Annotated in this window: 22 protein-coding genes and 1 pseudogene; 15 read left to right on the forward strand and 8 right to left on the reverse strand. The window is 54.7% G+C overall.

Going from position 1 to position 20,847, the window contains the following annotated elements; all coding sequences use genetic code 11:
- Positions 1-18: 18 nt before the first annotated feature.
- From AM329_RS26325 to clcB, 7 genes and pseudogenes are all read left to right on the forward strand, one after another.
- A pseudogene (locus AM329_RS26325) lies at positions 19-168 on the forward strand (alpha/beta hydrolase); the annotation flags it as partial.
- Positions 169-425: 257 nt separating this feature from the next.
- A complete protein-coding gene (locus AM329_RS07050; protein ID WP_032609098.1) occupies positions 426-1,175 on the forward strand; it encodes a YoaK family protein in 750 nt (249 codons plus the stop codon).
- A gap of 250 nt (positions 1,176-1,425) precedes the next feature.
- On the forward strand, positions 1,426-2,136 hold the full coding sequence (osmY, locus tag AM329_RS07055; protein WP_003857442.1) for an osmoprotectant ABC transporter permease OsmY: 711 nt from the start codon (positions 1,426-1,428) through the stop codon (positions 2,134-2,136).
- Positions 2,137-2,154: 18 nt separating this feature from the next.
- Positions 2,155-3,054, forward strand: a complete 900-nt coding sequence (gene osmX / locus AM329_RS07060; protein WP_003857443.1) for an osmoprotectant ABC transporter substrate-binding protein OsmX — start codon at positions 2,155-2,157, stop codon at positions 3,052-3,054.
- 8 nt (positions 3,055-3,062) lie between these two features.
- Entirely contained in the window at positions 3,063-3,710 is a 648-nt protein-coding gene (gene osmW, locus AM329_RS07065) for an osmoprotectant ABC transporter permease OsmW (protein WP_006808875.1), read from the forward strand.
- A complete protein-coding gene (osmV, locus tag AM329_RS07070) occupies positions 3,710-4,858 on the forward strand; it encodes an osmoprotectant ABC transporter ATP-binding protein OsmV (RefSeq protein WP_003857446.1) in 1,149 nt (382 codons plus the stop codon). Before osmW ends, osmV begins: the two co-directional genes overlap by 1 nt.
- Before the next feature lie 105 nt (positions 4,859-4,963).
- On the forward strand, positions 4,964-6,274 hold the full coding sequence (gene clcB / locus AM329_RS07075) for a voltage-gated ClC-type chloride channel ClcB (protein WP_003857448.1): 1,311 nt from the start codon (positions 4,964-4,966) through the stop codon (positions 6,272-6,274).
- Here the strand turns inward: clcB and bioD are convergent.
- From bioD to AM329_RS07090, 3 genes are all read right to left on the reverse strand, one after another.
- Positions 6,209-6,904: a dethiobiotin synthase gene (gene bioD, locus AM329_RS07080; protein WP_022651051.1), complete on the reverse strand. Its 696-nt coding sequence runs from the start codon at positions 6,902-6,904 to the stop codon at positions 6,209-6,211. The two genes, clcB and bioD, sit on opposite strands and share 66 nt — an antisense overlap.
- Positions 6,905-7,033: 129 nt before the next feature.
- Positions 7,034-8,254 carry a sugar metabolism global transcriptional regulator Mlc gene (gene mlc, locus AM329_RS07085; protein ID WP_003857451.1) on the reverse strand — a complete coding sequence of 407 codons (1,221 nt, stop codon included), beginning with the start codon at positions 8,252-8,254 and terminating at the stop codon, positions 7,034-7,036.
- A 121-nt stretch (positions 8,255-8,375) separates the two neighbouring features.
- Complete coding sequence (locus tag AM329_RS07090) at positions 8,376-9,281, reverse strand: LysR family transcriptional regulator (protein WP_017694088.1); 906 nt, start codon at positions 9,279-9,281, stop codon at positions 8,376-8,378.
- Positions 9,282-9,402: 121 nt separating this feature from the next.
- Here AM329_RS07090 and AM329_RS07095 point away from each other — a divergent pair, with 121 nt between their 5' ends.
- Positions 9,403-10,656, forward strand: coding sequence for an MFS transporter (locus AM329_RS07095; RefSeq protein ID WP_017384556.1), 1,254 nt, complete (start codon positions 9,403-9,405; stop codon positions 10,654-10,656).
- A gap of 73 nt (positions 10,657-10,729) precedes the next feature.
- On the opposite strand, the gene AM329_RS25780 is transcribed toward AM329_RS07095, so the two are convergent.
- On the reverse strand, positions 10,730-11,320 hold the full coding sequence (locus AM329_RS25780) for a hypothetical protein (RefSeq protein ID WP_123922060.1): 591 nt from the start codon (positions 11,318-11,320) through the stop codon (positions 10,730-10,732).
- A 264-nt stretch (positions 11,321-11,584) separates the two neighbouring features.
- Here AM329_RS25780 and AM329_RS07100 point away from each other — a divergent pair, with 264 nt between their 5' ends.
- The 4 genes from AM329_RS07100 to AM329_RS07110 all read left to right on the forward strand — a co-directional run bounded on the left by AM329_RS07100 (position 11,585) and on the right by AM329_RS07110 (position 14,627).
- Positions 11,585-13,072, forward strand: a complete 1,488-nt coding sequence (locus tag AM329_RS07100) for a carboxypeptidase M32 (RefSeq protein WP_032609092.1) — start codon at positions 11,585-11,587, stop codon at positions 13,070-13,072.
- 149 nt (positions 13,073-13,221) lie between these two features.
- Complete coding sequence (gene asr / locus AM329_RS07105) at positions 13,222-13,527, forward strand: acid resistance repetitive basic protein Asr (protein WP_003857459.1); 306 nt, start codon at positions 13,222-13,224, stop codon at positions 13,525-13,527.
- 92 nt (positions 13,528-13,619) lie between these two features.
- Positions 13,620-13,703: a hypothetical protein gene (locus AM329_RS26330; protein WP_057979992.1), complete on the forward strand. Its 84-nt coding sequence runs from the start codon at positions 13,620-13,622 to the stop codon at positions 13,701-13,703.
- Between the two features lie 102 nt (positions 13,704-13,805).
- Complete coding sequence (locus AM329_RS07110) at positions 13,806-14,627, forward strand: serine protease (RefSeq protein WP_003857461.1); 822 nt, start codon at positions 13,806-13,808, stop codon at positions 14,625-14,627.
- 5 nt (positions 14,628-14,632) lie between these two features.
- Here the strand turns inward: AM329_RS07110 and mdtI are convergent, their stop codons facing one another.
- Both mdtI and mdtJ read right to left on the reverse strand, forming a co-directional pair.
- On the reverse strand, positions 14,633-14,962 hold the full coding sequence (gene mdtI / locus AM329_RS07115; RefSeq protein ID WP_003857463.1) for a multidrug/spermidine efflux SMR transporter subunit MdtI: 330 nt from the start codon (positions 14,960-14,962) through the stop codon (positions 14,633-14,635).
- Entirely contained in the window at positions 14,949-15,311 is a 363-nt protein-coding gene (mdtJ, locus tag AM329_RS07120; RefSeq protein WP_003857465.1) for a multidrug/spermidine efflux SMR transporter subunit MdtJ, read from the reverse strand. Before mdtJ ends, mdtI begins: the two co-directional genes overlap by 14 nt.
- A gap of 421 nt (positions 15,312-15,732) precedes the next feature.
- Between mdtJ and AM329_RS07125 the strand changes: the two genes are divergently transcribed.
- Positions 15,733-16,773 carry an AI-2E family transporter gene (locus AM329_RS07125; protein WP_032609090.1) on the forward strand — a complete coding sequence of 347 codons (1,041 nt, stop codon included), beginning with the start codon at positions 15,733-15,735 and terminating at the stop codon, positions 16,771-16,773.
- Here the strand turns inward: AM329_RS07125 and AM329_RS07130 are convergent.
- Together AM329_RS07130 and AM329_RS07135 are read right to left on the reverse strand one after the other, a co-directional pair.
- A complete protein-coding gene (locus tag AM329_RS07130; protein WP_017384558.1) occupies positions 16,770-17,717 on the reverse strand; it encodes a zinc-dependent alcohol dehydrogenase family protein in 948 nt (315 codons plus the stop codon). The genes AM329_RS07125 and AM329_RS07130 overlap by 4 nt on opposite strands.
- Complete coding sequence (locus tag AM329_RS07135) at positions 17,710-18,744, reverse strand: LLM class flavin-dependent oxidoreductase (RefSeq protein WP_032609085.1); 1,035 nt, start codon at positions 18,742-18,744, stop codon at positions 17,710-17,712. Before AM329_RS07135 ends, AM329_RS07130 begins: the two co-directional genes overlap by 8 nt.
- A gap of 207 nt (positions 18,745-18,951) precedes the next feature.
- On the opposite strand from AM329_RS07135, the gene yajD reads away from it, so the two are divergent.
- Positions 18,952-19,299 (forward strand): HNH nuclease YajD, encoded by a 348-nt coding sequence (yajD, locus tag AM329_RS07140; RefSeq protein ID WP_006808895.1) that lies wholly within the window; start codon positions 18,952-18,954, stop codon positions 19,297-19,299.
- Between the two features lie 259 nt (positions 19,300-19,558).
- Positions 19,559-20,824 carry a Y-family DNA polymerase gene (locus AM329_RS07145; protein ID WP_032609083.1) on the forward strand — a complete coding sequence of 422 codons (1,266 nt, stop codon included), beginning with the start codon at positions 19,559-19,561 and terminating at the stop codon, positions 20,822-20,824.
- The last annotated feature ends 23 nt before the right edge of the window (positions 20,825-20,847 follow it).

Raw genomic sequence — 20,847 nt, forward strand, 5'->3', positions numbered from 1 at the left:
CCTGACGCCCGCGTTTCGATGGTGACAACCTGGGATAAGACCTTCGCCGAGAGCGATAAAGTCGACCACCGCAAGGTGACGTTCGAGAACCGATACGGGATCACCCTGGCTGGCGATCTGTACATTCCCAGGAACATCGGCGACCAGATGCTGGCTTCTCTTCTCGTCGTTGTGAATTACACCTATGTCTACACTGAATCAAATCTCATCCCGCTCCAGCGAGCATGCATACTGGGCCGGTATTTATGCCCGCCAGTCTGCTCGCGTCATCAGCAATAAAGCATTATATTAACAAGGTTATTTTATTTAATTACAAAACCTCGCACTCCTCCCGTTGAAATAATAATTAAGCAATATCCTGGTCAGCCAGCGACATCGCTTTGTTAGCTTGAGCGTTCAGGCAAAGCTCAAACCGGAGGTATTCTTTGCTGATTAAATTAAAGAAAGAACGAACGCATCAGGAGGATCGTCGTCTTGCCCTCTGGCTGGCGACCTCCGCGGGACTGCTGAATGCCATTGCGCTGGGCGCATTCGGCTTTTTTCCCTCGCATATGACGGGCAATACCTCGCAGCTATCCAGCGAAGTTTCCTCCACCGATCTCAGCGATATTCTTTTCTTCGGCGCCATTATTCTTTCGTTTGTCTCAGGTGCCATCGCTGCGCGGATTATTGTTATCTGGGGGATTATCCATAACATCAGGCTGGTATTCAGCCAGGTTCTGTTTGTTGAAGGGCTATTACTGGCAGGGGTATCCCTGTACGAAATGTATTTTCACTCCTTTGCCACGAATCAGGAGATTATTATTTTCCTGTGCGGGTTGATGGGAATTCATAATTCCACCTCCACTCAGCTATCCGGTGGACGGGTAAGATCCACACACATCACCGGCACGCTGACCGATGCGGGCATTTCGCTGGCCTCCGTTATGATCGCCATGATGCGCCGGGATTATTCCAAAGATACGGCCGCGCTAAAGAGTCAGCTCAAAACCCATTTAACTACCCTTTTCTCCTTTATCAGCGGAGGTATCGCGGGGCTGATCCTGTTCAGAGAGTTTGGATTCCACGCGATGCTGGCGCTGGGCCTGATGCTGGTAGTCGTCGCCGCCTTCTCTATCGTCCGCATCTCGTGGCGGGTACGAAAAGTGCGCGCCGCGCTTAGTCGACAGGTTTAATCAGCACGCCTTACGTGACATTGTCACGTAAGGCGTGCTTCTTTAAGACTATTCTGCCTGCCCACTGACAGCCCTTATGCCATAAGGCTTCACCCAGGTTGTCACTAATTTCATAGGGTTACTGTTTTACCCCCTTCGCTGGAACCCTTCCGTTTCGCTTGCTATAGGTGAAGTACCCCTGCCGAAACATGGCATAACAACAGGCAACCGGTGGTTGCTATAACGCATGCGCACAGGGAGACACACCGCAATGCACCCATTACTTAAACGTTCGCTGCTTTTTGTCGGCGCGATTATCGTGGTTCTCGCTCTCCTCACCTGGGGAATTGGACTGGAGACGATTAAGGCGCGCCAGGTTGACCTGATCTACCTCGGGCAACAGCACCTGATTCTGGTCTTTTCATCAATGTTCTTTGCCCTGCTGGTGGGCATTCCAAGCGGTATTTTGCTGAGCCGTCCAGCCGCGCGTGGTATCGCCGAATATGTGATGCAAATCTTTAACGTGGGTAACACCCTGCCGCCGCTGGCCGTTCTGGCGCTGGCGATGGTGGTGATTGGCATCGGTGATAAACCGGCCATTATCGCCCTCTTTCTGGCCTCTCTGCTGCCGATTGTGCGTAACACCTATGCCGGGCTGTGCTCTGTTCCCGCGTCGTTGCTGGAAGCGGCAAACGGTATCGGCATGACCAAATGGCAGCGCCTGCGTCAGGTTGAGATCCCTAACGCGTGGCCGGTGATGCTTTCTGGTATTCGCATTGCCACTGCGATTAACGTCGGTACCGCACCGCTGGCATTCCTGATTGGCGCCAGCAGCTACGGCGAGCTGATTTTCCCTGGGATCTACCTGAATGACTTCCCGACGCTGATCCTGGGCGCGGCGGCCACCGCCCTGTTCGCCCTGATTCTGGATACGCTGCTGGCGGCACTGGGTCGACTACTGAGCCCGCATCTCGCGCGATAATTATAACAAGGAGCTTCTATGAGACTGTTTTCCGGCCTGACGGCGCTATGCGCCGCCGCGCTCTTCACCAGCCAGGCGCTCGCCGCGCCGCTGATCCTGGCAACCAAGAGCTTTACCGAGCAGCACATTCTCTCGGCCATGACCGTGCAGTATCTGCAAAAGAAAGGGTTTCAGGTGCAGCCGCAGACCAATATTGCAACGGTGATTTCCCGTAACGCGATGATCAACAAGCAGATTGATATGACCTGGGAGTACACCGGCACGTCGCTGATCATCTTCAACCACATCAACAAACGCATGTCGCCGCAGGAGTCATACGAGACGGTGAAACGCCTCGACGCGAAGCACGGTCTGGTGTGGCTTAAACCTGCCGATATGAACAATACCTATGCCTTTGCCATGCAGCGCAAGCGCGCCGAGGCTGAACATATCAATACCATGTCTGAGATGGTGGCAAAGATTGAGCAGATCCGTAAAACCGATCCGGATAACAACTGGCTGCTGGGCCTTGACCTGGAATTTGCCGGACGCAGCGACGGGATGAAACCGTTGCAGGCGGCCTACAAGATGGAGCTGGACCGCCCGCAGATCCGCCAGATGGATCCGGGCCTGGTCTATAACGCGGTGCGCGACGGGTTTGTCGATGCGGGGCTGATCTACACCACCGACGGGCGCGTAAAGGGCTTCGATCTTAAAGTGCTGGAAGACGATAAAGGCTTCTTCCCGAGTTATGCCGTGACGCCAGTTGTTCGAAAAGACACGCTGGAGGCTAACCCGGGGCTGGAGGAGGCGCTGAACACCCTCTCAGCCCAGCTCAATAACGACGTTATCACCGACCTGAATAAGAAGGTTGATATCGACCATCAGTCACCGCAGCAGGTCGCCCGTGATTTCCTGCGTAGCAAACAGTTGCTGTAGGAGGCGCTATGGAGACGATTCACTATATTCTCGACAACTGGGACTATCTCTTAACCCTGACGCTGCAACACCTGTGGCTGGTGGCACTCGCCGTCGGCCTGGCGATTATTATTGGCGTGCCGCTGGGCATTTTAATTGTCCGCCATAAATGGCTGGCAACGCCGGTGCTGGGGATTGCCACCATTGTGCTCACCATCCCGTCAATTGCGCTTTTCGGCCTGATGATCCCGCTCTTTTCGCTGATCGGTCAGGGCATTGGCGCCCTGCCCGCGATTACTGCGGTGTTCCTCTATTCGCTGCTGCCGATTGTGCGTAACACCCATACGGCGCTCGACAGCCTGCCCCCCGGCCTGCGAGAAGCGGGACGCGGCATCGGCATGACCTTCTGGCAGCGTCTGCGCTGGGTGGAAATCCCGATGGCGCTGCCGGTGATTTTTGGCGGCATCCGCACCGCCGTGGTAATGAACATCGGCGTCATGGCGATTGCCGCCGTGATCGGTGCGGGCGGGCTGGGCCTGCTGCTGCTTAACGGTATTGGCGGGAGTGATATTCGTATGTTGATTGCGGGCGCGCTGATGATTTGTCTTTTAGCGATTGTGCTCGACTGGTTGCTGCACCGTTTGCAGGTGGTACTGACTCCGAAGGGGATTCGATAATGATAAAACTGGAAAACCTCACCAAACAATTTTCACAGAAACACGGCCAGACGTTTAAGGCCGTCGACAACGTCAACCTGAACGTGCCTGAAGGGGAAATGTGCGTGCTGCTCGGCCCGTCCGGCTGCGGGAAAACCACTACCCTGAAGATGATCAACCGTCTCATTACGCCAAGTAGCGGGACAATCCTGATTAACGGCGAAGACACCAGCGGAATGGACACCGTGACCCTGCGCCGCAACATTGGCTACGTGATCCAGCAGATTGGCCTGTTCCCGAACATGACCATCGAAGAGAACATTACCGTCGTGCCGCGCATGCTGGGCTGGGACAAGGCACGCTGTAAATCCCGTGCCGAAGAGCTGATGGATATGGTGGCAATGGATCCGCATAAATTCCTTCACCGCTATCCGCGCGAAATGTCCGGCGGGCAGCAGCAGCGTATCGGCGTCATCCGCGCGCTGGCAGCCGATCCTCCGGTCCTGCTGATGGATGAACCGTTCGGTGCAGTCGACCCGATCAACCGTGAGGTGATCCAGAACCAATTCCTTGAGATGCAGCGCAAGCTGAAAAAGACCGTGATGCTGGTGAGCCACGATATTGACGAAGCGCTGAAGCTGGGCGACCGTATTGCCGTCTTCCGTCAGGGGCGTATCGTGCAGTGCGCCAGCCCGGACGAGCTGCTGGCGAAACCCGCGAATGAGTTTGTTGGCTCGTTTGTTGGTCAGGACCGGACGTTGAAACGCCTGCTGCTGGTATCGGCGGGCGACGTCACCGACCAGCAGCCTACCATTACGGTACGCGAATCGACGCCGCTGCCGGAGGCCTTCGCCACCATGGATGACAACGATATTCGCGCCATTACCGTGGTTGATGAGCACGGCAAACCGCTCGGCTTTGTGAAGCGCCGCGAAGCGCGTAACGCCAGCGGCAGCTGCGGGGATATTCTGCATCCGTTCCGTATGACCGGTAAGGCCGAGGATAACCTGCGCGTGGTGCTTTCTCGCCTGTATGAGAGCAACACCAGCTGGATGCCGATTGTGGACGAGGACGGACGCTATAACGGCGAGATATCCCAGGATTATATTGCGGAGTATTTGAGTTCAGGGCGTACGCGCCGGGCATTAAATATTCATAGCGAGAGTTAAGCATTCAGGCCGGGTACTGCCCGGCCATTTTCCGCACGCATACCTTTTGCTAACCTCCCGATTTCCCGCCACAATATTGTATCGTCCCCGTTAAATCACGACTTCATGCAACGTCTTCACGCTTACCCCGACATCCGCGCGATGTTTCGCCGTCTCCTGATTGCTACCGTCACCGGCGTGCTGGCGGCGCTGGCCGTTGCGGTGTTCCGCCACAGCATGTATCTGCTGGAGTGGCTATTTCTCAGCAACGAAAGCGGAAGTCTGGTGAACGCCGCAGCCGCGTTATCGCCCTGGCGGCGGGCGCTGACGCCTGCGCTAGGTGGTCTGGCCGCGGGAGTGCTACTGTGGGGATGGCAGCGCATGACGGCACAACGTCCCCACGCCCCCACCGATTATATGGAAGCGCTGGAAACAGGTGACGGCCAGTTTGATTACGGCGCCAGCCTGGTGAAATCCCTCGCGTCGTTGCTGGTGGTCGCCAGCGGCAGCGCCATCGGCCGTGAAGGTGCCATGATCCTGCTCGCCGCCCTCGCCGCCTCCTTTTTTGCACAACGTTGTACGCCAAAATCCGAATGGAAACTGTGGATCGCCTGCGGTGCCGCCGCCGGGATGGCCAGCGCCTATCATGCGCCGCTGGCGGGCAGCCTGTTTATCGCAGAGATCCTGTTTGGCACGCTGATGCTGGCCTCCCTCGGCCCGGTGGTGATTGCCGCTGTAGTGGCCCTGCTGACCACCCGCCTGTTAAGTCCCGGCGCGAATACGCTATATGATGTCCATCTCAGCGAGATGCTTACGGCGGTGGATTATTTCCTGATCGTTGGCGTGGGCCTGCTGGCTGGCGTTTGCGGCCCGCTGCTGATGTGGCTGATGGCGGCCAGCCACAGGCTGTTTCTGCGTCTCAAACTCTCACCGCCGTGGCAGCTGGCGCTGGGTGGTCTGATCGTCGGGCTGCTGTCGCTGCTGACGCCGAAAGTATGGGGGAATGGCTATAGCGTGGTTCAGGCGTTTTTGCAGTCGCCGCCGCTGCTGTCGGTGATTGCCGGCGTCTTTATTTGCAAGCTGCTGGCGGTACTGGCAAGCAGCGGGTCCGGCGCGCCGGGAGGCGTGTTCACGCCAACCTTGTTCGTTGGTATGGCAACGGGAATGCTGTTTGCGCAGATCTTTGCGCTGTGGTTTCCTGGCTCTGAGACGGCGATCCTGCTTGGGCTGGCGGGAATGGCGACGCTGCTCGCCGCCACAACGCATGCGCCAATCATGTCGGCCTTGATGGTCTGTGAGATGACCGGGCAGTATTTTTTACTTCCCGGTTTGCTGGTTGCCTGTGTTGTGGCATCGGTATTGTCGAGAACGCTACGCCACGACTCGATCTATGGCCAGCATACCGCCGAAAGCCGAGAGATCGATATAGTGCGCTAATTCGCGCTGCTCTGCGCGGGGCAGATAAGGCAGTTCGCCTACCAGCGGGCCAGGCAGCTTTTTGCTCAGCACGTCGATGATTTCAGCGTAGTGCGCAAGGCCCGGGTTAATACGATTCGCCACCCAACCAATCAGCGGCAGGCCGTCATTAGCGATAGCCTGCGCCGTCAGCAAGGCATGGTTGATGCACCCTTCCTGGATGCCCACGACCATAATCACCGGCAATTGCTCCTGCACCACCCATTCGGAAAGGGGACGTAAATCGTTCATCAGGCTGCGCCAGCCACCGGTCCCTTCAACGACAACGTGGTCAACCTTTTCACTCAGATTTGCCAGGCCATCAGAAAGCAGGCTGTAGTTGATAAGCCCACTGTGAGCGACGCTGCTTTCCTCTTCGCTTAACGCGATAGGATTGACGGCATCATAAGGCAGTTCCAGAGACGAGACGCTTTGCAGAACCAGGGCGTCCTTATTGCGCAGCCCTTCTGGCGTCTCTTTACTGCCTTTTGCAACCGGCTTGTATCCTGCAACGCGTTTACCGCTTGCCGCCAGGGCCTGGAGTAACGCGCGGGATACGACTGTCTTCCCGACAGACGTATCCGTACCAGTAATAAAGAAACGCTTAAGCATGACTCATTCCACCTCTTGGGTATGCTTCAAAATATAAACCAGGTAAATAATTCAGTGGGGAAAGTCTACGGGATGCGTGCGCTACCGGGCTTGAGATAGCGCAATTTTTCGTACATCTCTGGAAAAGAGTTAGCCCTGTAGCAAACGAATCAGTAACGAGCCGTTGTACATCGCATCTTTTACCAGCGCGGCGCCGGCCATGGTGCCCTGGTTGGAAAATTGCGTACTTTCGACCACGATGTTTTTACTGTACGCGGGAAGCGCCTGCTGATTGATGCAGGCGGAAATCGCCGGAAAGAGGATATCCGCCGCCTGGCTGAGCGGGGAGCCGATCAGTATTTTTTGCGGGTTAAACAGATTCACCATAATGGCCAGAATGCGCCCGACATTATTGCCCACGCCGGTAATAATGTCCTTCGCCAGCAGATCGCCCTGCCTTGCCGCAGCGCACAGTGCCTCGACGCTTAACGGTTGACCGTGCAGCGTGGAGCTCATCGACTGGCTGAGCCGCACTTGCGCCAGCTCCAGCACGCTTTCGACGCTGGCAATCGTCTCCAGACAGCCATGGTTACCGCAGTAGCAGCGTTTTCCGTACGGATCGACCTGCGTATGGCCGATCTCCACCAGGCTACTGCTGCCAGCATGCAACAGACGCCCGTCGGTAATCACACCAGCGCCAACGTTATGATCAATCACCACCTGAATCACGTCGCGCGCGCCCCGGGAAGCGCCAAACAACGCCTCCGCCATCGTCCAGGCGCTGATATCATGCTGAATGTAGACCGGTACACCGGTGTGGTTTTCCAGCACGTCGCCCAGCGGCATCTCTTTGACGTTTTCATAAAACGGCATGCGGTGCACAATGCCATTTTCGGTATCAATAATTCCCGGCAGGGTGATCGCAATCGCCGTTAAACGTTCAAGACGCTGCTGGTGACGAATAAAGAACTGGTCGATGTGGGTCAGAATGGCATCGAGAAGTGGTTGCTCTGCATTAAGCGGGAGTTCCAGCCGGTCTTCCACCACCAGCTTGCTGCTGAGGTCGCGCAGCGCGAGGAAGATTTCCCCGCGGCTAATCCGCAGCGACAGGTAGTGCCAGGCTTCCGTTTCCACCACCAGCCCTACCGCCGGACGGCCACGACTGCCCGGCTCCTGAATTTCTGTCTCCTGAACCAGATGGGCTTCCAGCATTTCGCGGACAATCTTGGTAATACTGGCGGGTGCCAGTTGTGCCAGGCGCGAAAGATCGATACGCGAAACCGGACCAAGCTGATCAATCAGGCGATAAACGGCACCCGCGTTGGTCTGCTTGATCTGATCGATATGCCCTGGCTGACTATCAGCAACCACCTCGTACTCCCTTATTTTCGAGCTTCGAAATAAACTGAGGGCTATGGTGAAGCACTTCAATGGCTGACGTCAAATTTTTACTTAGCCATGTGATTTACTGCACATTTTCGCCCACTTTTCCCTATAAATAATGCCCGCGAGAAGCGGTAATTAATTGTTCTTTGAAACGCTGTGCCGCATGGCTCTGTTCATGATGTTTAGACCACACCAGCCACATCTCTGAGACTGCATCCTGCTCGGCTATCTTCACCCAGCGCATTTCCGCCAGTTGTACCCGTTTAAATGAGGCCGGGAGAATCGATACGCCAAGCCCTGCGGCAACGAGACCAATGATCGTCATGGCTTCCCCCACCTCCTGCGCGATAGTCGGGACAAGGCCATATCGCCGCATCAGACCAAGAATATCGTCATACAACCCGGTACCCACCTGTGGGTCAAAAAAGACAAACGGCTCTTTCGCCAGTTCAGCCAGCGTGACGCTGTGCTGCGCGGCGAGCGGATGATCCCGGGGGATCATCGCCATCAGCGGTTCGCGGAGGATCACCTGCCACGCCAGGGTATCAGGCAACTGCGTGTTACGCATCAGCCCCAGGTCGAGCGATCCTTCGTTAAGCGGCGATATCTGCTCCCGGGTATTTATTTCGCGCGTCTGAATATGCACATCCGGAAAGTTACGGCGAAACGAGGATAGCGTTTGTGAAACAGCGCTGATAAAGGGGGCCGATGAGGTAAACCCGATGCGCAGCTCTCCCGTCTCCCCGAGATAAAGCCGTTCCGCTCTGGCGGCGGCGTCCTCCACCATACTCAGGATCTGTCGGCTATCGGCAAGAAACTGTTTTCCCGCCGCCGTCAGGCTCACGCTGCGGTTGGTTCGCGCCAGCAGACGCGCCCCGACCTGCTGCTCCAGGATCTGTATCTGCTGGCTTAGCGGTGGCTGAGAGATATTCAGCCTTGCCGCCGCACGACCAAAATGCAGCTCTTCGGCGACGGCGACAAAATAGCGTAGATGGCGCAGCTCGATATTCATATTTTTAAAGTATCATTTGAGATTATTAATATATTAGACAGAATATTTACATTTTCCTACCCTAATCTTGTGGTCATACCCGTCACCAGAAACCACGGGGATGTTTAAGCAAGGATTATGTGTGAGCCGTACAACGACCGTTGATATCGCGCCGGCCAGCGACATTGATGATTTACCCGCAGCACCGCAGCCGGTTCAGTTTATTAAACGTGGTACCCCCCAGTTTATGCGCGTCACGCTGGCGCTCTTCTCAGCGGGTCTCGCCACTTTCGCCCTGCTCTACTGCGTTCAGCCGATCCTGCCGGTCCTGTCGCATGAATTTGGCGTGTCGCCAGCCAGCAGCAGTATTTCGCTCTCCATTTCAACCGGGATGCTGGCGATCGGTCTGCTGTTCACCGGGCCACTTTCGGATGCCATCGGGCGTAAGCAGGTTATGGTAACGGCGTTAATGCTGGCCTCCGTGTGTACCTTGCTGTCCACCATGATGACCAGCTGGCACGGCATTCTGGTCATGCGCGCGCTGATTGGGTTATCCCTGAGCGGCGTGGCGGCGGTCGGGATGACCTATCTCAGCGAGGAGATCCACCCGAGCTTCGTGGCCTTCTCCATGGGGCTGTACATTAGCGGGAACTCTATCGGCGGGATGAGCGGACGCCTGCTCAGCGGTGTGTTTACTGATTTCTTTAACTGGCGCATTGCGCTGGCCGTTATCGGCTGCTTCGCCCTCGCTTCGGCGCTGATGTTCTGGAAAATCCTGCCGGAATCGCGCCATTTCCGCCCGACCTCCCTGCGTCCGAAAACGTTATTTATCAACTTTCGCCTGCACTGGCGCGATCAAGGGCTGCCCCGTTTGTTCCTGACCGGTTTCCTGCTGATGGGCTCGTTCGTGACGCTGTTCAACTACATTGGCTATCGTCTGATGCTTTCACCGTGGCATCTTAGCCAGGCATTAGTGGGTTTGCTCTCTGTGGCATATCTCACCGGGACATGGAGTTCGCCAAAAGCGGGCGCCATGACCGCGCGCTTCGGCCGTGGTCCGGTGATGCTGGTATCCACCGCCGTGATGCTGTTCGGACTGCTGATGACGCTTTTCTCTTCCCTGTGGCTGATTTTTGCCGGAATGCTGCTCTTCTCTGCGGGCTTCTTTGCCGCGCATTCCGTTGCCAGCAGCTGGATTGGCCCACGCGCGCGCCGCGCTAAAGGTCAGGCTTCGTCACTGTATCTGTTCAGTTACTATCTTGGTTCCAGCATAGCCGGTACGCTCGGCGGGGTGTTCTGGCATAACTACGGCTGGAACGGCGTGGGCGGATTTATTGCGCTGATGCTGTGCGCGGCACTGCTGGTGGGCGCGAGCCTGCATAAACGACTGCATTAAATTTAATTGCACTGACGATATTGCATATTACGAAAGGCCAAATTTGATGGCCTTTCTTTTTAAATGACTTAAATCAACGAGTATTATAAGCGGCAATACCTGCGCCAACAATAGCCAATACACCCACCACTGCTTTAGCCTCTTTTACATGCTGGTTATGCATTATTGCTGCTTTATTAGCATTAACCGCGTTAGGGTCCAATGTAATAACATTGCTAAAATGATTCATGCAAGCTTCATCAACAGTTCCATTGAAGGTGCCCGAAAGTACTTTATCAGTTTTATTATCTATTGATAATGACAATGCACAAATATGGGTTGCCGTAGCACTGCCATAATTTCCAGTGGTGTCAGATGTTCCAACCGCCCCCCCAGAAAAACCGTTACCATATCCCTGATAACTGGAACCACTCACCGTCACAGCATTAGTATCAGTGCTAAAAGAACCGACAGACGTTGTCCCCTGATTACTATCCCACTGATACATCGTCTGACTGCCATTGATGGGCATTGTACGTGTTGGTATCCCTAAATCAGTCATTGCTTCTGCCTTACTATGCCCAATAAGGGTAATTGTGGCATTTCTATACTGAGAAGGAACGGGTTGCATCGCGCAGCCACTTAGCAAAGGCGCTGCAATCGCGCAGAAAATAAATTTATTCATTATAAGAGTTGCCTATTAATTGACTTTGACGCATTGAATATCGCGCCAGGTAAGAATATTCCTATACACTCTTCTATATTTGACTATGAGAGCTATTTTCAACATTCAAATAATTCACCCAATCAATATAAACAACAATATTTATTTGCGCAGATTATTCGATAACATAGAATATCAACGTCATTTGAATAAGTAACATATGTTTTAATCAGATATGAACCTCTGTATGCTCGTTATGACATTCAAACACAACGAGAGCACAGAATGAAAAATAACCATTTTTATCAATCTCTTACAAAAACCTTCCAGCGCCTCTCCCGCTTCTCTCACCTCTCCTCCATCGCCAGCTGGGACATGTTCACCATGATGCCGCCAGGCGGCAGCGCCGCGCGCGGTGAAGCGCTGGCGGAGATGAGCGTCCTGCAACATCAGATCCTGACCGATAAAAAAGTGGGTGAATGGCTGGCGGCGGCGGCAGACGAAGATCTGAACGACGTTGAGCTGGCCAACCTGCGTGAAATGACGCGCCACTACCAGCAGGCAACTTTACTGCCGGAATCGCTGGTGGAGGCCAAATCGCTGGCGGGCAGCAGGTGTGAACACGCGTGGCGCACTCAGCGTCCGGCCAACGACTGGCAGGGCTTTTCAGCCAACCTGAAAGAGGTGGTGAAACTCAGTCGTGAAGAAGCCCGCCTGCGCGCTGAAGCTAAAGGCTGCACGCCTTACGACGCGCTGCTGGATATCTTTGAACCCGACATGACCAGCGCTCGCCTGGATGTGCTGTTCGGCGATCTGAAGTCCTGGCTACCGGAGTTGCTGGCAAAGGTTGTGGAAAAACAGGCTCAACGATCGTTCGTTCCGCCACAGGGTCCCTTCCCGACCGCCACGCAGCGCGAGCTGGGCCTGGAAGCGATGAAAATGCTTGGCTTCGATTTTAACGGCGGTCGTCTGGACGTTAGCGCCCACCCGTTCTGCGGCGGCGTGCCGGAAGATGTGCGTATCACCACGCGTTACGATGAAGATGAACTGCTCAGCGCGCTTTTCGGCGTGATCCACGAAACCGGACATGCCCGCTACGAGCAAAACCTTCCGCGAGCATGGGCCGGTCAGCCCGTTGCGCTGGCGCGCTCTACGGCGATCCATGAATCCCAGAGCTTGTTCTTTGAAATGCAGCTAGGCCGCAGCGACGCTTTCCTGAAGCATCTGCTTCCGGCGGTTCATGCCCGTTTCGGCAGCCAGGCGGCATTCAGCGAAGAGAATTTCATTGCCTGGAACCAGCGCGTGAAGCCGGGCTACATCCGCGTTGATGCGGATGAAGTGAGCTATCCGGCGCATGTGGTGCTGCGCTATGAGATCGAGCGCGCGCTAATCAATGGCGAAATTGAAGTCGATGATATTCCCGCGTTATGGGATGAGAAAATGCAGGCCTGGCTTGGGTTATCCACCAAAGATAACTACCGCAACGGCTGTATGCAGGATATCCACTGGACCGACGGCGGTTTTGGCTACTTCCCGTCTTACACGCTGGGAGCAATGTATGCGGCACAGCTGTTCCATGCCGCCAAAACTGCGCTGCCCGGGTTGCAGGCATCCATCGCCGGGGGCGATTTCTCGGCGCTGTTTGACTGGCTGCGTCAGAATATCTGGCAGCACGGCAGCCGTTTCAGCACATCGCAGCTCATCACCCAGGCCACGGGTGAAGATCTGAATATCCGCTACTTCCGCGAACACCTGACATCCCGCTACCTGTAACCGAATGCGCCGGGGATCTGCCCCGGCGTTGTACATACGGTTACACGCCGATACCAATCACTCACGGAAACCCCGAATTTACAGGGATATAGTTATTTCAACGGCCCCGCAGTGGGGTTAAATGAGAAACCAAATTCGAGGGTATGAAAATGAAAAAAGTATTAGCTCTGGTTGTTGCCGCTGCTATGGGTCTGTCTTCCGCTGCATTCGCGGCTGAAACTACCGCCACCGCAGCGCCTGCGGCTTCCACTGCTGCTCCGGCCAAAACGGTTCACCATAAAAAACATCACAAAGCGGCTAAACCAGCGGCAGAACAAAAAGCGCAGGCCGCTAAAAAACACCACAAAAAAGCGGCAAAACCAGCGGTAGAGCAGAAAGCCCAGGCGGCTAAAAAGCATCACAAAAAAGCAGCAAAACACGAAGCGGCTAAACCTGCTGCACAGCCAGCAGCGTAAGAGTACAAGCTTAACCGTGCCCTTCGGGGCACGTTGGTAAACCGGCGCTGAACGGGTTTGCGGTCAGCGCCGTTTTTTTATCCGGAGGGCGTATGCTGCGGCGCTATCGGTTTGAGTTCATTCTTATCCTGCTAATTTTATGCGCGCTCATCGCCAGCCACTTTTATCTTTCCTGAATGTAGCACGCTGATTTTACTCCCACTTTCTCGCCGTCGCGTCTATAGTATTTTTATAGGGATCACTTTTAATAATCATAATTACCCCCACCAGAGTGTGATATGCGTAAATCTGTTGTGTTGTTACTGGGAACGTTTAGCCTTTTTGCTGGCTTTTCACATGCGGATGATGGCGACGATGACGCCATTAGCGCCAAAGAGGTAAAGACGCTGTTTTTTGGTCATGACGATCGTACGCGTGTCACCGATCCTACCGAATCGCCCTGGGATGCCATCGGGCAACTGGAAACCGCCAGCGGCAATTTATGTACTGCAACCCTCATTACGCCACGCCTTGCGCTGACGGCGGGTCATTGCCTGTTAATGCCGCCTGAAGGCAAACCGGATAAAGCGATCGCCCTGCGCTTTGTGTCGCAAAAAGGAATATGGCGCTACGAAATTCACGGTATTGAGGGGCGGGTGGATCCGTCGCTTGGCAAACGCCTGAAACCGGATGGTGATGGCTGGATTGTGCCGCCCGGGGCGGCCTCCTGGGATTTCGGGCTGATCGTTTTACGTTATCCGCCGTCCGGGATCACCCCGCTGCCGCTCTTTGATGGCGATAAAGCCGCGCTCACCGCCGCCCTGAAAGCCGCCGATCGAAAAGTAACGCAGTCAGGCTACCCTGTTGATCACCTCGATTCGCTGTACACCCATACGGACTGCGTGGTGACGGGTTGGGCGCAAAACAGCGTGCTGTCGCATCAGTGCGATACGCTACCGGGTGATAGCGGATCGCCGCTGATGTTAAAAACCGATAACGGCTGGCAGCTGATTGGCGTTCAAAGTTCTGCGCCAGCGGCGAAAGACCGCTGGCGCGCCGATAACCGGGCGTTGTCGGTGACCGGTTTTCGCGACCGGCTGGAAGCCCTGGCGCAGCAGTAGGTCACTCAGGCCAGTTTAATCATGATCATGCCGGCGAGCAGTAATACCAGCCCTATCCAGCCTTTATTGTTTAAACGCTGCCCGAACATAATCCAGCCTGCCGCCAGGGTGGCGGCAATACCGAAGCCACCCCACAGCGCATAGGCCACGGACAGATCGATGCCTTTCACCGCCTGCGACAGGGCGCTAAACGCCCCCAGAACCGCGGCAATCGATAACAGGCCGTAGGCTTTGCGACGAAAACCGTCGGAGAACTTCAGAAAGACGTTCGCAATAATTTCCAGAACGATGGCGAAAGCCAGCCAGGCCGCGTGGATCCATTCAAACTGCTGCATGGGTCTGCTCCTTCTGCTGTTTTGCCGGTTTGCGTGTACCCGATTTAATCAGCACGATACCCGCGACCAGGGTCGTCAGCCCGGCAATTTTCATTGTCGTCAGGGTTTCATCAAATAACATGACGCTAAACAGCGTAATCAATAAAATACCAACACCTTCCCACAATGCGTATGCCACGCCCAGCGCGATTTTTTTAACCGCGAAAGAGAGGAAAATATAGGAAAGCGTAATCATGACCAGCATCAAAATAAAACCGGTGCTGCCATCACTCACGCTCGCCCATTTCATCGACAAGGTGCCGGTAATTTCAGCGACGATCGCCAGAGCTAATAAAATCCAGTAAAACATGTTTTTTCTCCTGCTTGAGAATATAATCCATCGAGGCTCACTGCGGACAGCAAACCAAAAAATTGGGAATTAAATCAGTTAGCTAAGCGCATAGCGCCAGCTCAGGCAGAAGACGTGACTATAGGGCGGAACGCCAGTGTTGCTCACCAGAAAGCAGGCAGAGGGAGGTTGAAAACAGAGCAGAGTTGTTTGAAAAATACGTCCTGAACAAATTGTCCATAAAATTACAATTATCCGCGGTGTTGCTTCTCGTCTTTGCGGATGAAAATTGTCCTCGGTAGTTGAACACGCCTGATTTGTATCATAAGCCGGGAATTTACTCAAAGCCTTTTCATTTCTTTACCCAGTCTGTTTGATTTTGGTTAGTTTTTTTAATCCGCTTTCCCCTCTATTATAAATAAAAAACTGTTCAGGAACGTCCATGGCCAAACCTATTATCACCCTCAACGGGCTTAAGATCGTCATCATGCTGGGCATGCTGGTGATCATTCTGACCGGCGTTCGTTTTGCGGCCGATATCATCGTGCCTTTTATCCTGGCGCTTTTTATCGCGGTGATCCTCAATCCACTGGTGCAGCGAATGGCGCGGCTGCGCATCCCGCGTGTGCTGGCGATAAGCCTGCTTATCAGTATTATTATCGTTGCGATGGTGCTGTTAGTCGCCTATCTGGGAACCTCCCTGAACGAGCTGGCGCGGACGCTACCGACATACCGCTCTTCCCTGGCGACCCCGCTGCTGCAAATTGAACCCTGGCTGCAACGCGCGGGTATCGAAGTCTCGGTTGAGGAACTGCTTAAATACATCGATCCGAATGCCGCCATGACGATTGTCACCAGCCTGCTGGCACAACTCTCCAACGCCATGACCTCGATTTTCCTGCTGTTCCTGACGGTTGTGTTTATGCTGCTGGAAGTTCCACAGCTGCCTGCAAAGCTCCAGCACATCATGGTGCGTCCGGTAGAGGGAATGGGCGCCATTCAGCGCGCGCTCGACAGCGTTTCACGCTATCTGGTGCTGAAAACGGCCATCAGCCTGGTGACGGGATTAGTGGTCTGGGGGATGCTCGCCGCGCTGGATGTGCGTTTTGCCTTCGTCTGGGGGCTGCTGGCCTTTGCGCTCAACTATATTCCTAACATCGGCTCCGTGCTGGCGGCGATCCCCCCTATCCTTCAGGTGCTGGTTTTCAGCGGTTTGTATGATGCCCTGATTCTGCTGGCAGGCTATCTGGTGATTAACCTTGTCTTCGGGAACATTCTCGAACCACGGATAATGGGACGCGGGCTGGGGCTTTCAACCCTTGTTGTGTTCCTGTCCCTGATTTTCTGGGGCTGGCTGCTCGGGCCTGTCGGCATGCTGCTCTCCGTTCCGCTGACAATTATTGTCAAAATTGGCCTGGAGCAGACCGCCGGTGGACAAAGTATCGCTGTACTGCTGAGCGACATGAGCCATAAGGCCGATTAATTGTCCATCGACAGCATGGGCTTACCCGTTCTTCCCGCTTCGCGATAGTTGCCCACTGCCCGCTGCCATTCCGACAGCGGGTAGAGGGTGACATCGCTGCACTGGCTGGCGCGCAGTTTAGGCCAGATGCGCCGAAACTCCGCCTGCCACGCCTCAGCGCTCAGCGCGTCCAGATAGTTACGAATGTGAAACCACGCCACGCGCGGCAACGGCCGCTGCTGCCGGAAGGTCTGCCCGGAGAGTAGCCCGTAGCAGACAAAGGTGCCGGTTTCGGGCATCACGCTCAGGATCGTCTCCGCCAGACTGCCGCCCGTGGCGTCGTACACCACCTCCGCTTGCGCGGCGGCAGCGTTGACGGCGGTCGTATCATGTTGCGCAATCGGGACGATCCCCATTTCAGCCAGACGTTGAGCGTGCACGGGCGAACGATGGATCCCGTAAACCGCCTCCGCACCCGCCTGGCGTGCCCATTGCCCGAGCAGAACGGCGCAGTCAGAACCGGCAGCGGTGAGCAGCACCGTTTTCCCGACCGGAGGATAGCGGTCCAGCATCATCTGTGCGGCAAGCGGGTTGATATACGCCCGCGCGGCAAGTAGCGAGTCGACGTCGTCCGGGACGGGAACCGCATACGCCGCCGGGCAGTCGACATAGCGCTGCCAGGTTCCCTGCCCCCGTAACGGCAGGACCCGCTTGCCCAGCAGCGCCGGATAAGCGGCGGGCGTTTCGGTCACTATTCCGACCCCTTCATAACCGGCTATCGCAGGCAGCGGCGTGCGATGGCGATATGCCCCGGTGATGGGGATGAGATCGGAGGCGTTCACCGGGGAAAAAAGCATGCGCACACGTATCTCTCCCGGCTGTCGCGGGGACAATGGTGTGGTTTCCGCTTGCAGTACCGATTCAGGCTCACCAAACCGGCGATACCAGAGGGCCAGATTAAGCATTGCGATCGCGCCATCCCATTTCCGGTGCGACATGTTTCAGGATGGACTCGATCACATGTGCGTTGTATTCCACGCCCAGCTGATTCGGCACGGTAAGTAACAGCGTATCCGCTTCCGCGATCGCTTCATCCTTTTTCAACTGTTCAATCAGCTTGTCTGGCTCTGCGGCATAGCTGCGTCCGAAAATGGCCCGCGTTTTCTCATCCAGATAGCCCACGCTGTCGCTTTCATTGCGGCTTGAACCGAAATACATCCGGTCGCGATCGTCCATCAGGGCAAAAATACTGCGGCTGACCGAAACGCGTGGCTGACGGGTATGCCCTGCCTCAGCCCAGGCCTGTCGGTAGGCACGGATCTGTTTTGCCTGCTGAATATGGAACGGCTCGCCGGTTTCATCATCTTTCAGCGTTGAGCTTTGCAGGTTCATCCCCAGTTTTGCCGCCCATACTGCCGTTGCATTAGAGCCAGCCCCCCACCAGATACGATCGCGTAAGCCTTCTGAATGCGGCTCCAGACGCAACAATCCCGGCGGGTTTGGGAACATCGGCTGTGGGTTAGGCTTTGCAAACCCTTCACCGCGTAATACATCAAGCAGTACCTCAGTGTGGCGGCGCGCCATATCTGATTCGTTTTCCCCTTCCTGCGGCACGTAACCAAAATAACGCCAGCCATCAATCACCTGCTCCGGGGAACCCCGGCTGATACCAAGCTGTAATCGCCCGCCGGAGATGAGATCTGCCGCGCCAGCATCTTCCGCCATATACAGCGGATTTTCATACCGCATGTCGATCACGCCCGTCCCGATTTCGATGCGTTTGGTTTTCGCGCCTATTGCAGCCAGCAAGGGGAATGGCGAACTGAGCTGGCGGGCAAAGTGATGCACACGGAAATAAGCCCCGTCCGCGCCCAGCTCTTCGGCGGCGACCGCCAGATCGATGGACTGTAGCAGCGTGTCAGCCGCGGTTCGCGTGCCGGACTGGGGTGACGGCGTCCAGTGACCAAACGACAAAAATCCGATCTTTTTCATAGTGGAGTATCCTGATAAAGCATTGCGTTATCCCTACTCTACGCATTAACGAATGAGAATAAATGGTGATTATTTAACGGAATGCTTCAAATAAACTGACAGAAATACGCAAATCGCACGCTGCCTTCCCGCAGAGGAGGCATTCTCCTGACATCTCATAATGGGATATAGTGTGAATTATTCTCTTTTTAACAGGTAACATCAGCAATGGCTCTGATCCCCAAAAACTACGCACGGCTGGAAAGCGGCTACCGTGAAAAAGCGCTAAAAATCTACCCCTGGGTTTGTGGACGCTGCTCGCGTGAGTTTGTTTATTCAAATCTTCGTGAACTCACGGTGCACCATATCGACCACGATCACACCAATAACCCGGAAGATGGCAGTAACTGGGAGCTGTTGTGCCTGTTTTGTCACGATCACGAACACTCAAAGTACACCGAAGCGGATCAGTATGGCACCACCGTTGTCGCGGGTGAGGATGCGCAAAAAGACGTGGGTGTCGCCACGTTTAACCCCTTTGCCGATCTCAAGGCGATGATGAACAAGAAGAAGTAATATCGACGGCTTCACTGCCCATACCTGTCGTATGGGCACTTATATTCCTTAAACATTTCATTAAATACCCTTTCCGCCAGATTTGCCTCGCCGCCATTCTGAACATAACCCTCTCCCTCCTGCACCCGTACGACGTCACTCCTCGTTCCCCCTTGATCTTTGCTATCAACATACAATACTGTATATAAATACAGTCTTAATTAACGGTGATCATAATGCAGTTTTTCACCCCTCCTGGCGATACCAGAGCGAGCTGACCATGTTTGCACTGTGTGATGTGAACGCTTTCTATGCTTCCTGTGAAACGGTTTTTCGCCCGGACCTGAAGGGACGACCAGTGGTCGTCTTGTCCAATAACGATGGGTGCGTCATCTCTCGCTCCGCTGAAGCCAAACCCTTTGTGAAAATGGGTGAACCGTACTTCAAACAGAAAGATCTCTTCAGGCATCATGGCGTGGTTTGTTTCAGCAGTAATTATGAACTTTACGCGGATATGTCCAACCGGGTAATGAACACGCTTGAAGAGATGTCGCCTCGTAGCGAAATATACTCAATTGATGAGATCTTTTGCGATCTTACCGGCGTGCGTAATTGTCGCGATCTTTCCGATTTTGGGCATGAAATGAGAGCGACCGTACTGCAACGCACCCATCTGACCGTCGGGGTGGGCATCGCACCCACAAAGACGCTGGCGAAACTGGCAAATCACGCGGCGAAACGCTGGCAGCGCCAGACGGGAGGCGTTGTTGATTTATCCAATGTAGATCGTCAGAGAAAGCTGATGGCGGCGCTACCCGTCGAAGACGTTTGGGGGGTAGGACGTCGCATAGCGAAGAAGCTTGAGATGATGGGGATTAAGACCGTCCTGCAACTGGCAGACACCGATATCCGGTTCATAAGAAAACATTTCAATGTCGTGCTGGAGAGAACGGTGCGTGAATTACGGGGCGAATCGTGTCTTGAACTGGAAGAGTTTGCCCCGGTAAAGCAAGAAATCGTCTGTTCGCGCTCGTTTGGCGAACGCATCACCGAATATGACGATGTACGCCAGGCCATCTGTAGTTATGCCGCCCGGGCAGCAGAAAAACTTCGCAATGAGCATCAGCATTGCCGCTTTATCTCCGTATTTGTTAAAACCTCGCCCTTCGCGCTTAACGAGCCATATTATGGCAATAGCGCGTCGGTAAAACTGCTCACCCCAACCCAGGATAGCCGGGATATTATCGGCGCATCAGTTCGTTGTCTGGATGCGGTCTGGAAGAACGGCCATCGGTACCAGAAAGCCGGAGTGATGCTGGGAGATTTTTATAGCCAGGGCGTCGCGCAACTTAATCTGTTTGACGACAACGCACCCAGGAAAAACAGCCAAAAGTTAATGGATGTATTAGACCATCTGAATGCTGAAAATGGCCGTGGCACGCTTTACTTCGCGGGACAGGGTATACAGCAGCCGTGGCAGATGAAACGGGAAATGCTTTCACCCCGCTACACCACCCGCTTTGCGGATCTCCTCACTGTTAAGTGATATTAACAATTGCTGCTAAGTTG

Source organism: Enterobacter cloacae complex sp. AR_0002 (genome assembly GCF_001922365.1).
GTDB classification, from domain to species: domain Bacteria; phylum Pseudomonadota; class Gammaproteobacteria; order Enterobacterales; family Enterobacteriaceae; genus Enterobacter; species Enterobacter hormaechei_C.

What these genes read in the sequence shown, in the direction of transcription:
- AM329_RS07145 (WP_032609083.1), top strand. Translation starts at nt 19,559, where the DNA reads ATGTTTGCACTGTGTGATGTGAACGCTTTCTATGCTTCCTGTGAAACG.
- mdtJ (WP_003857465.1), bottom strand. Translation starts at nt 15,311, where the DNA reads ATGTTTTACTGGATTTTATTAGCTCTGGCGATCGTCGCTGAAATTACC.
- AM329_RS26330 (WP_057979992.1), top strand. Translation starts at nt 13,620, where the DNA reads ATGCTGCGGCGCTATCGGTTTGAGTTCATTCTTATCCTGCTAATTTTA.
- bioD (WP_022651051.1), bottom strand. Translation starts at nt 6,904, where the DNA reads ATGCTTAAGCGTTTCTTTATTACTGGTACGGATACGTCTGTCGGGAAG.
- mdtI (WP_003857463.1), bottom strand. Translation starts at nt 14,962, where the DNA reads ATGCAGCAGTTTGAATGGATCCACGCGGCCTGGCTGGCTTTCGCCATC.
- AM329_RS07130 (WP_017384558.1), bottom strand. Translation starts at nt 17,717, where the DNA reads ATGCTTAATCTGGCCCTCTGGTATCGCCGGTTTGGTGAGCCTGAATCG.
- AM329_RS25780 (WP_123922060.1), bottom strand. Translation starts at nt 11,320, where the DNA reads ATGAATAAATTTATTTTCTGCGCGATTGCAGCGCCTTTGCTAAGTGGC.
- AM329_RS07110 (WP_003857461.1), top strand. Translation starts at nt 13,806, where the DNA reads ATGCGTAAATCTGTTGTGTTGTTACTGGGAACGTTTAGCCTTTTTGCT.
- AM329_RS07100 (WP_032609092.1), top strand. Translation starts at nt 11,585, where the DNA reads ATGAAAAATAACCATTTTTATCAATCTCTTACAAAAACCTTCCAGCGC.
- asr (WP_003857459.1), top strand. Translation starts at nt 13,222, where the DNA reads ATGAAAAAAGTATTAGCTCTGGTTGTTGCCGCTGCTATGGGTCTGTCT.
- clcB (WP_003857448.1), top strand. Translation starts at nt 4,964, where the DNA reads ATGCAACGTCTTCACGCTTACCCCGACATCCGCGCGATGTTTCGCCGT.
- AM329_RS07135 (WP_032609085.1), bottom strand. Translation starts at nt 18,744, where the DNA reads ATGAAAAAGATCGGATTTTTGTCGTTTGGTCACTGGACGCCGTCACCC.
- osmV (WP_003857446.1), top strand. Translation starts at nt 3,710, where the DNA reads ATGATAAAACTGGAAAACCTCACCAAACAATTTTCACAGAAACACGGC.
- osmX (WP_003857443.1), top strand. Translation starts at nt 2,155, where the DNA reads ATGAGACTGTTTTCCGGCCTGACGGCGCTATGCGCCGCCGCGCTCTTC.
- AM329_RS07125 (WP_032609090.1), top strand. Translation starts at nt 15,733, where the DNA reads ATGGCCAAACCTATTATCACCCTCAACGGGCTTAAGATCGTCATCATG.
- osmY (WP_003857442.1), top strand. Translation starts at nt 1,426, where the DNA reads ATGCACCCATTACTTAAACGTTCGCTGCTTTTTGTCGGCGCGATTATC.
- osmW (WP_006808875.1), top strand. Translation starts at nt 3,063, where the DNA reads ATGGAGACGATTCACTATATTCTCGACAACTGGGACTATCTCTTAACC.
- yajD (WP_006808895.1), top strand. Translation starts at nt 18,952, where the DNA reads ATGGCTCTGATCCCCAAAAACTACGCACGGCTGGAAAGCGGCTACCGT.
- AM329_RS07090 (WP_017694088.1), bottom strand. Translation starts at nt 9,281, where the DNA reads ATGAATATCGAGCTGCGCCATCTACGCTATTTTGTCGCCGTCGCCGAA.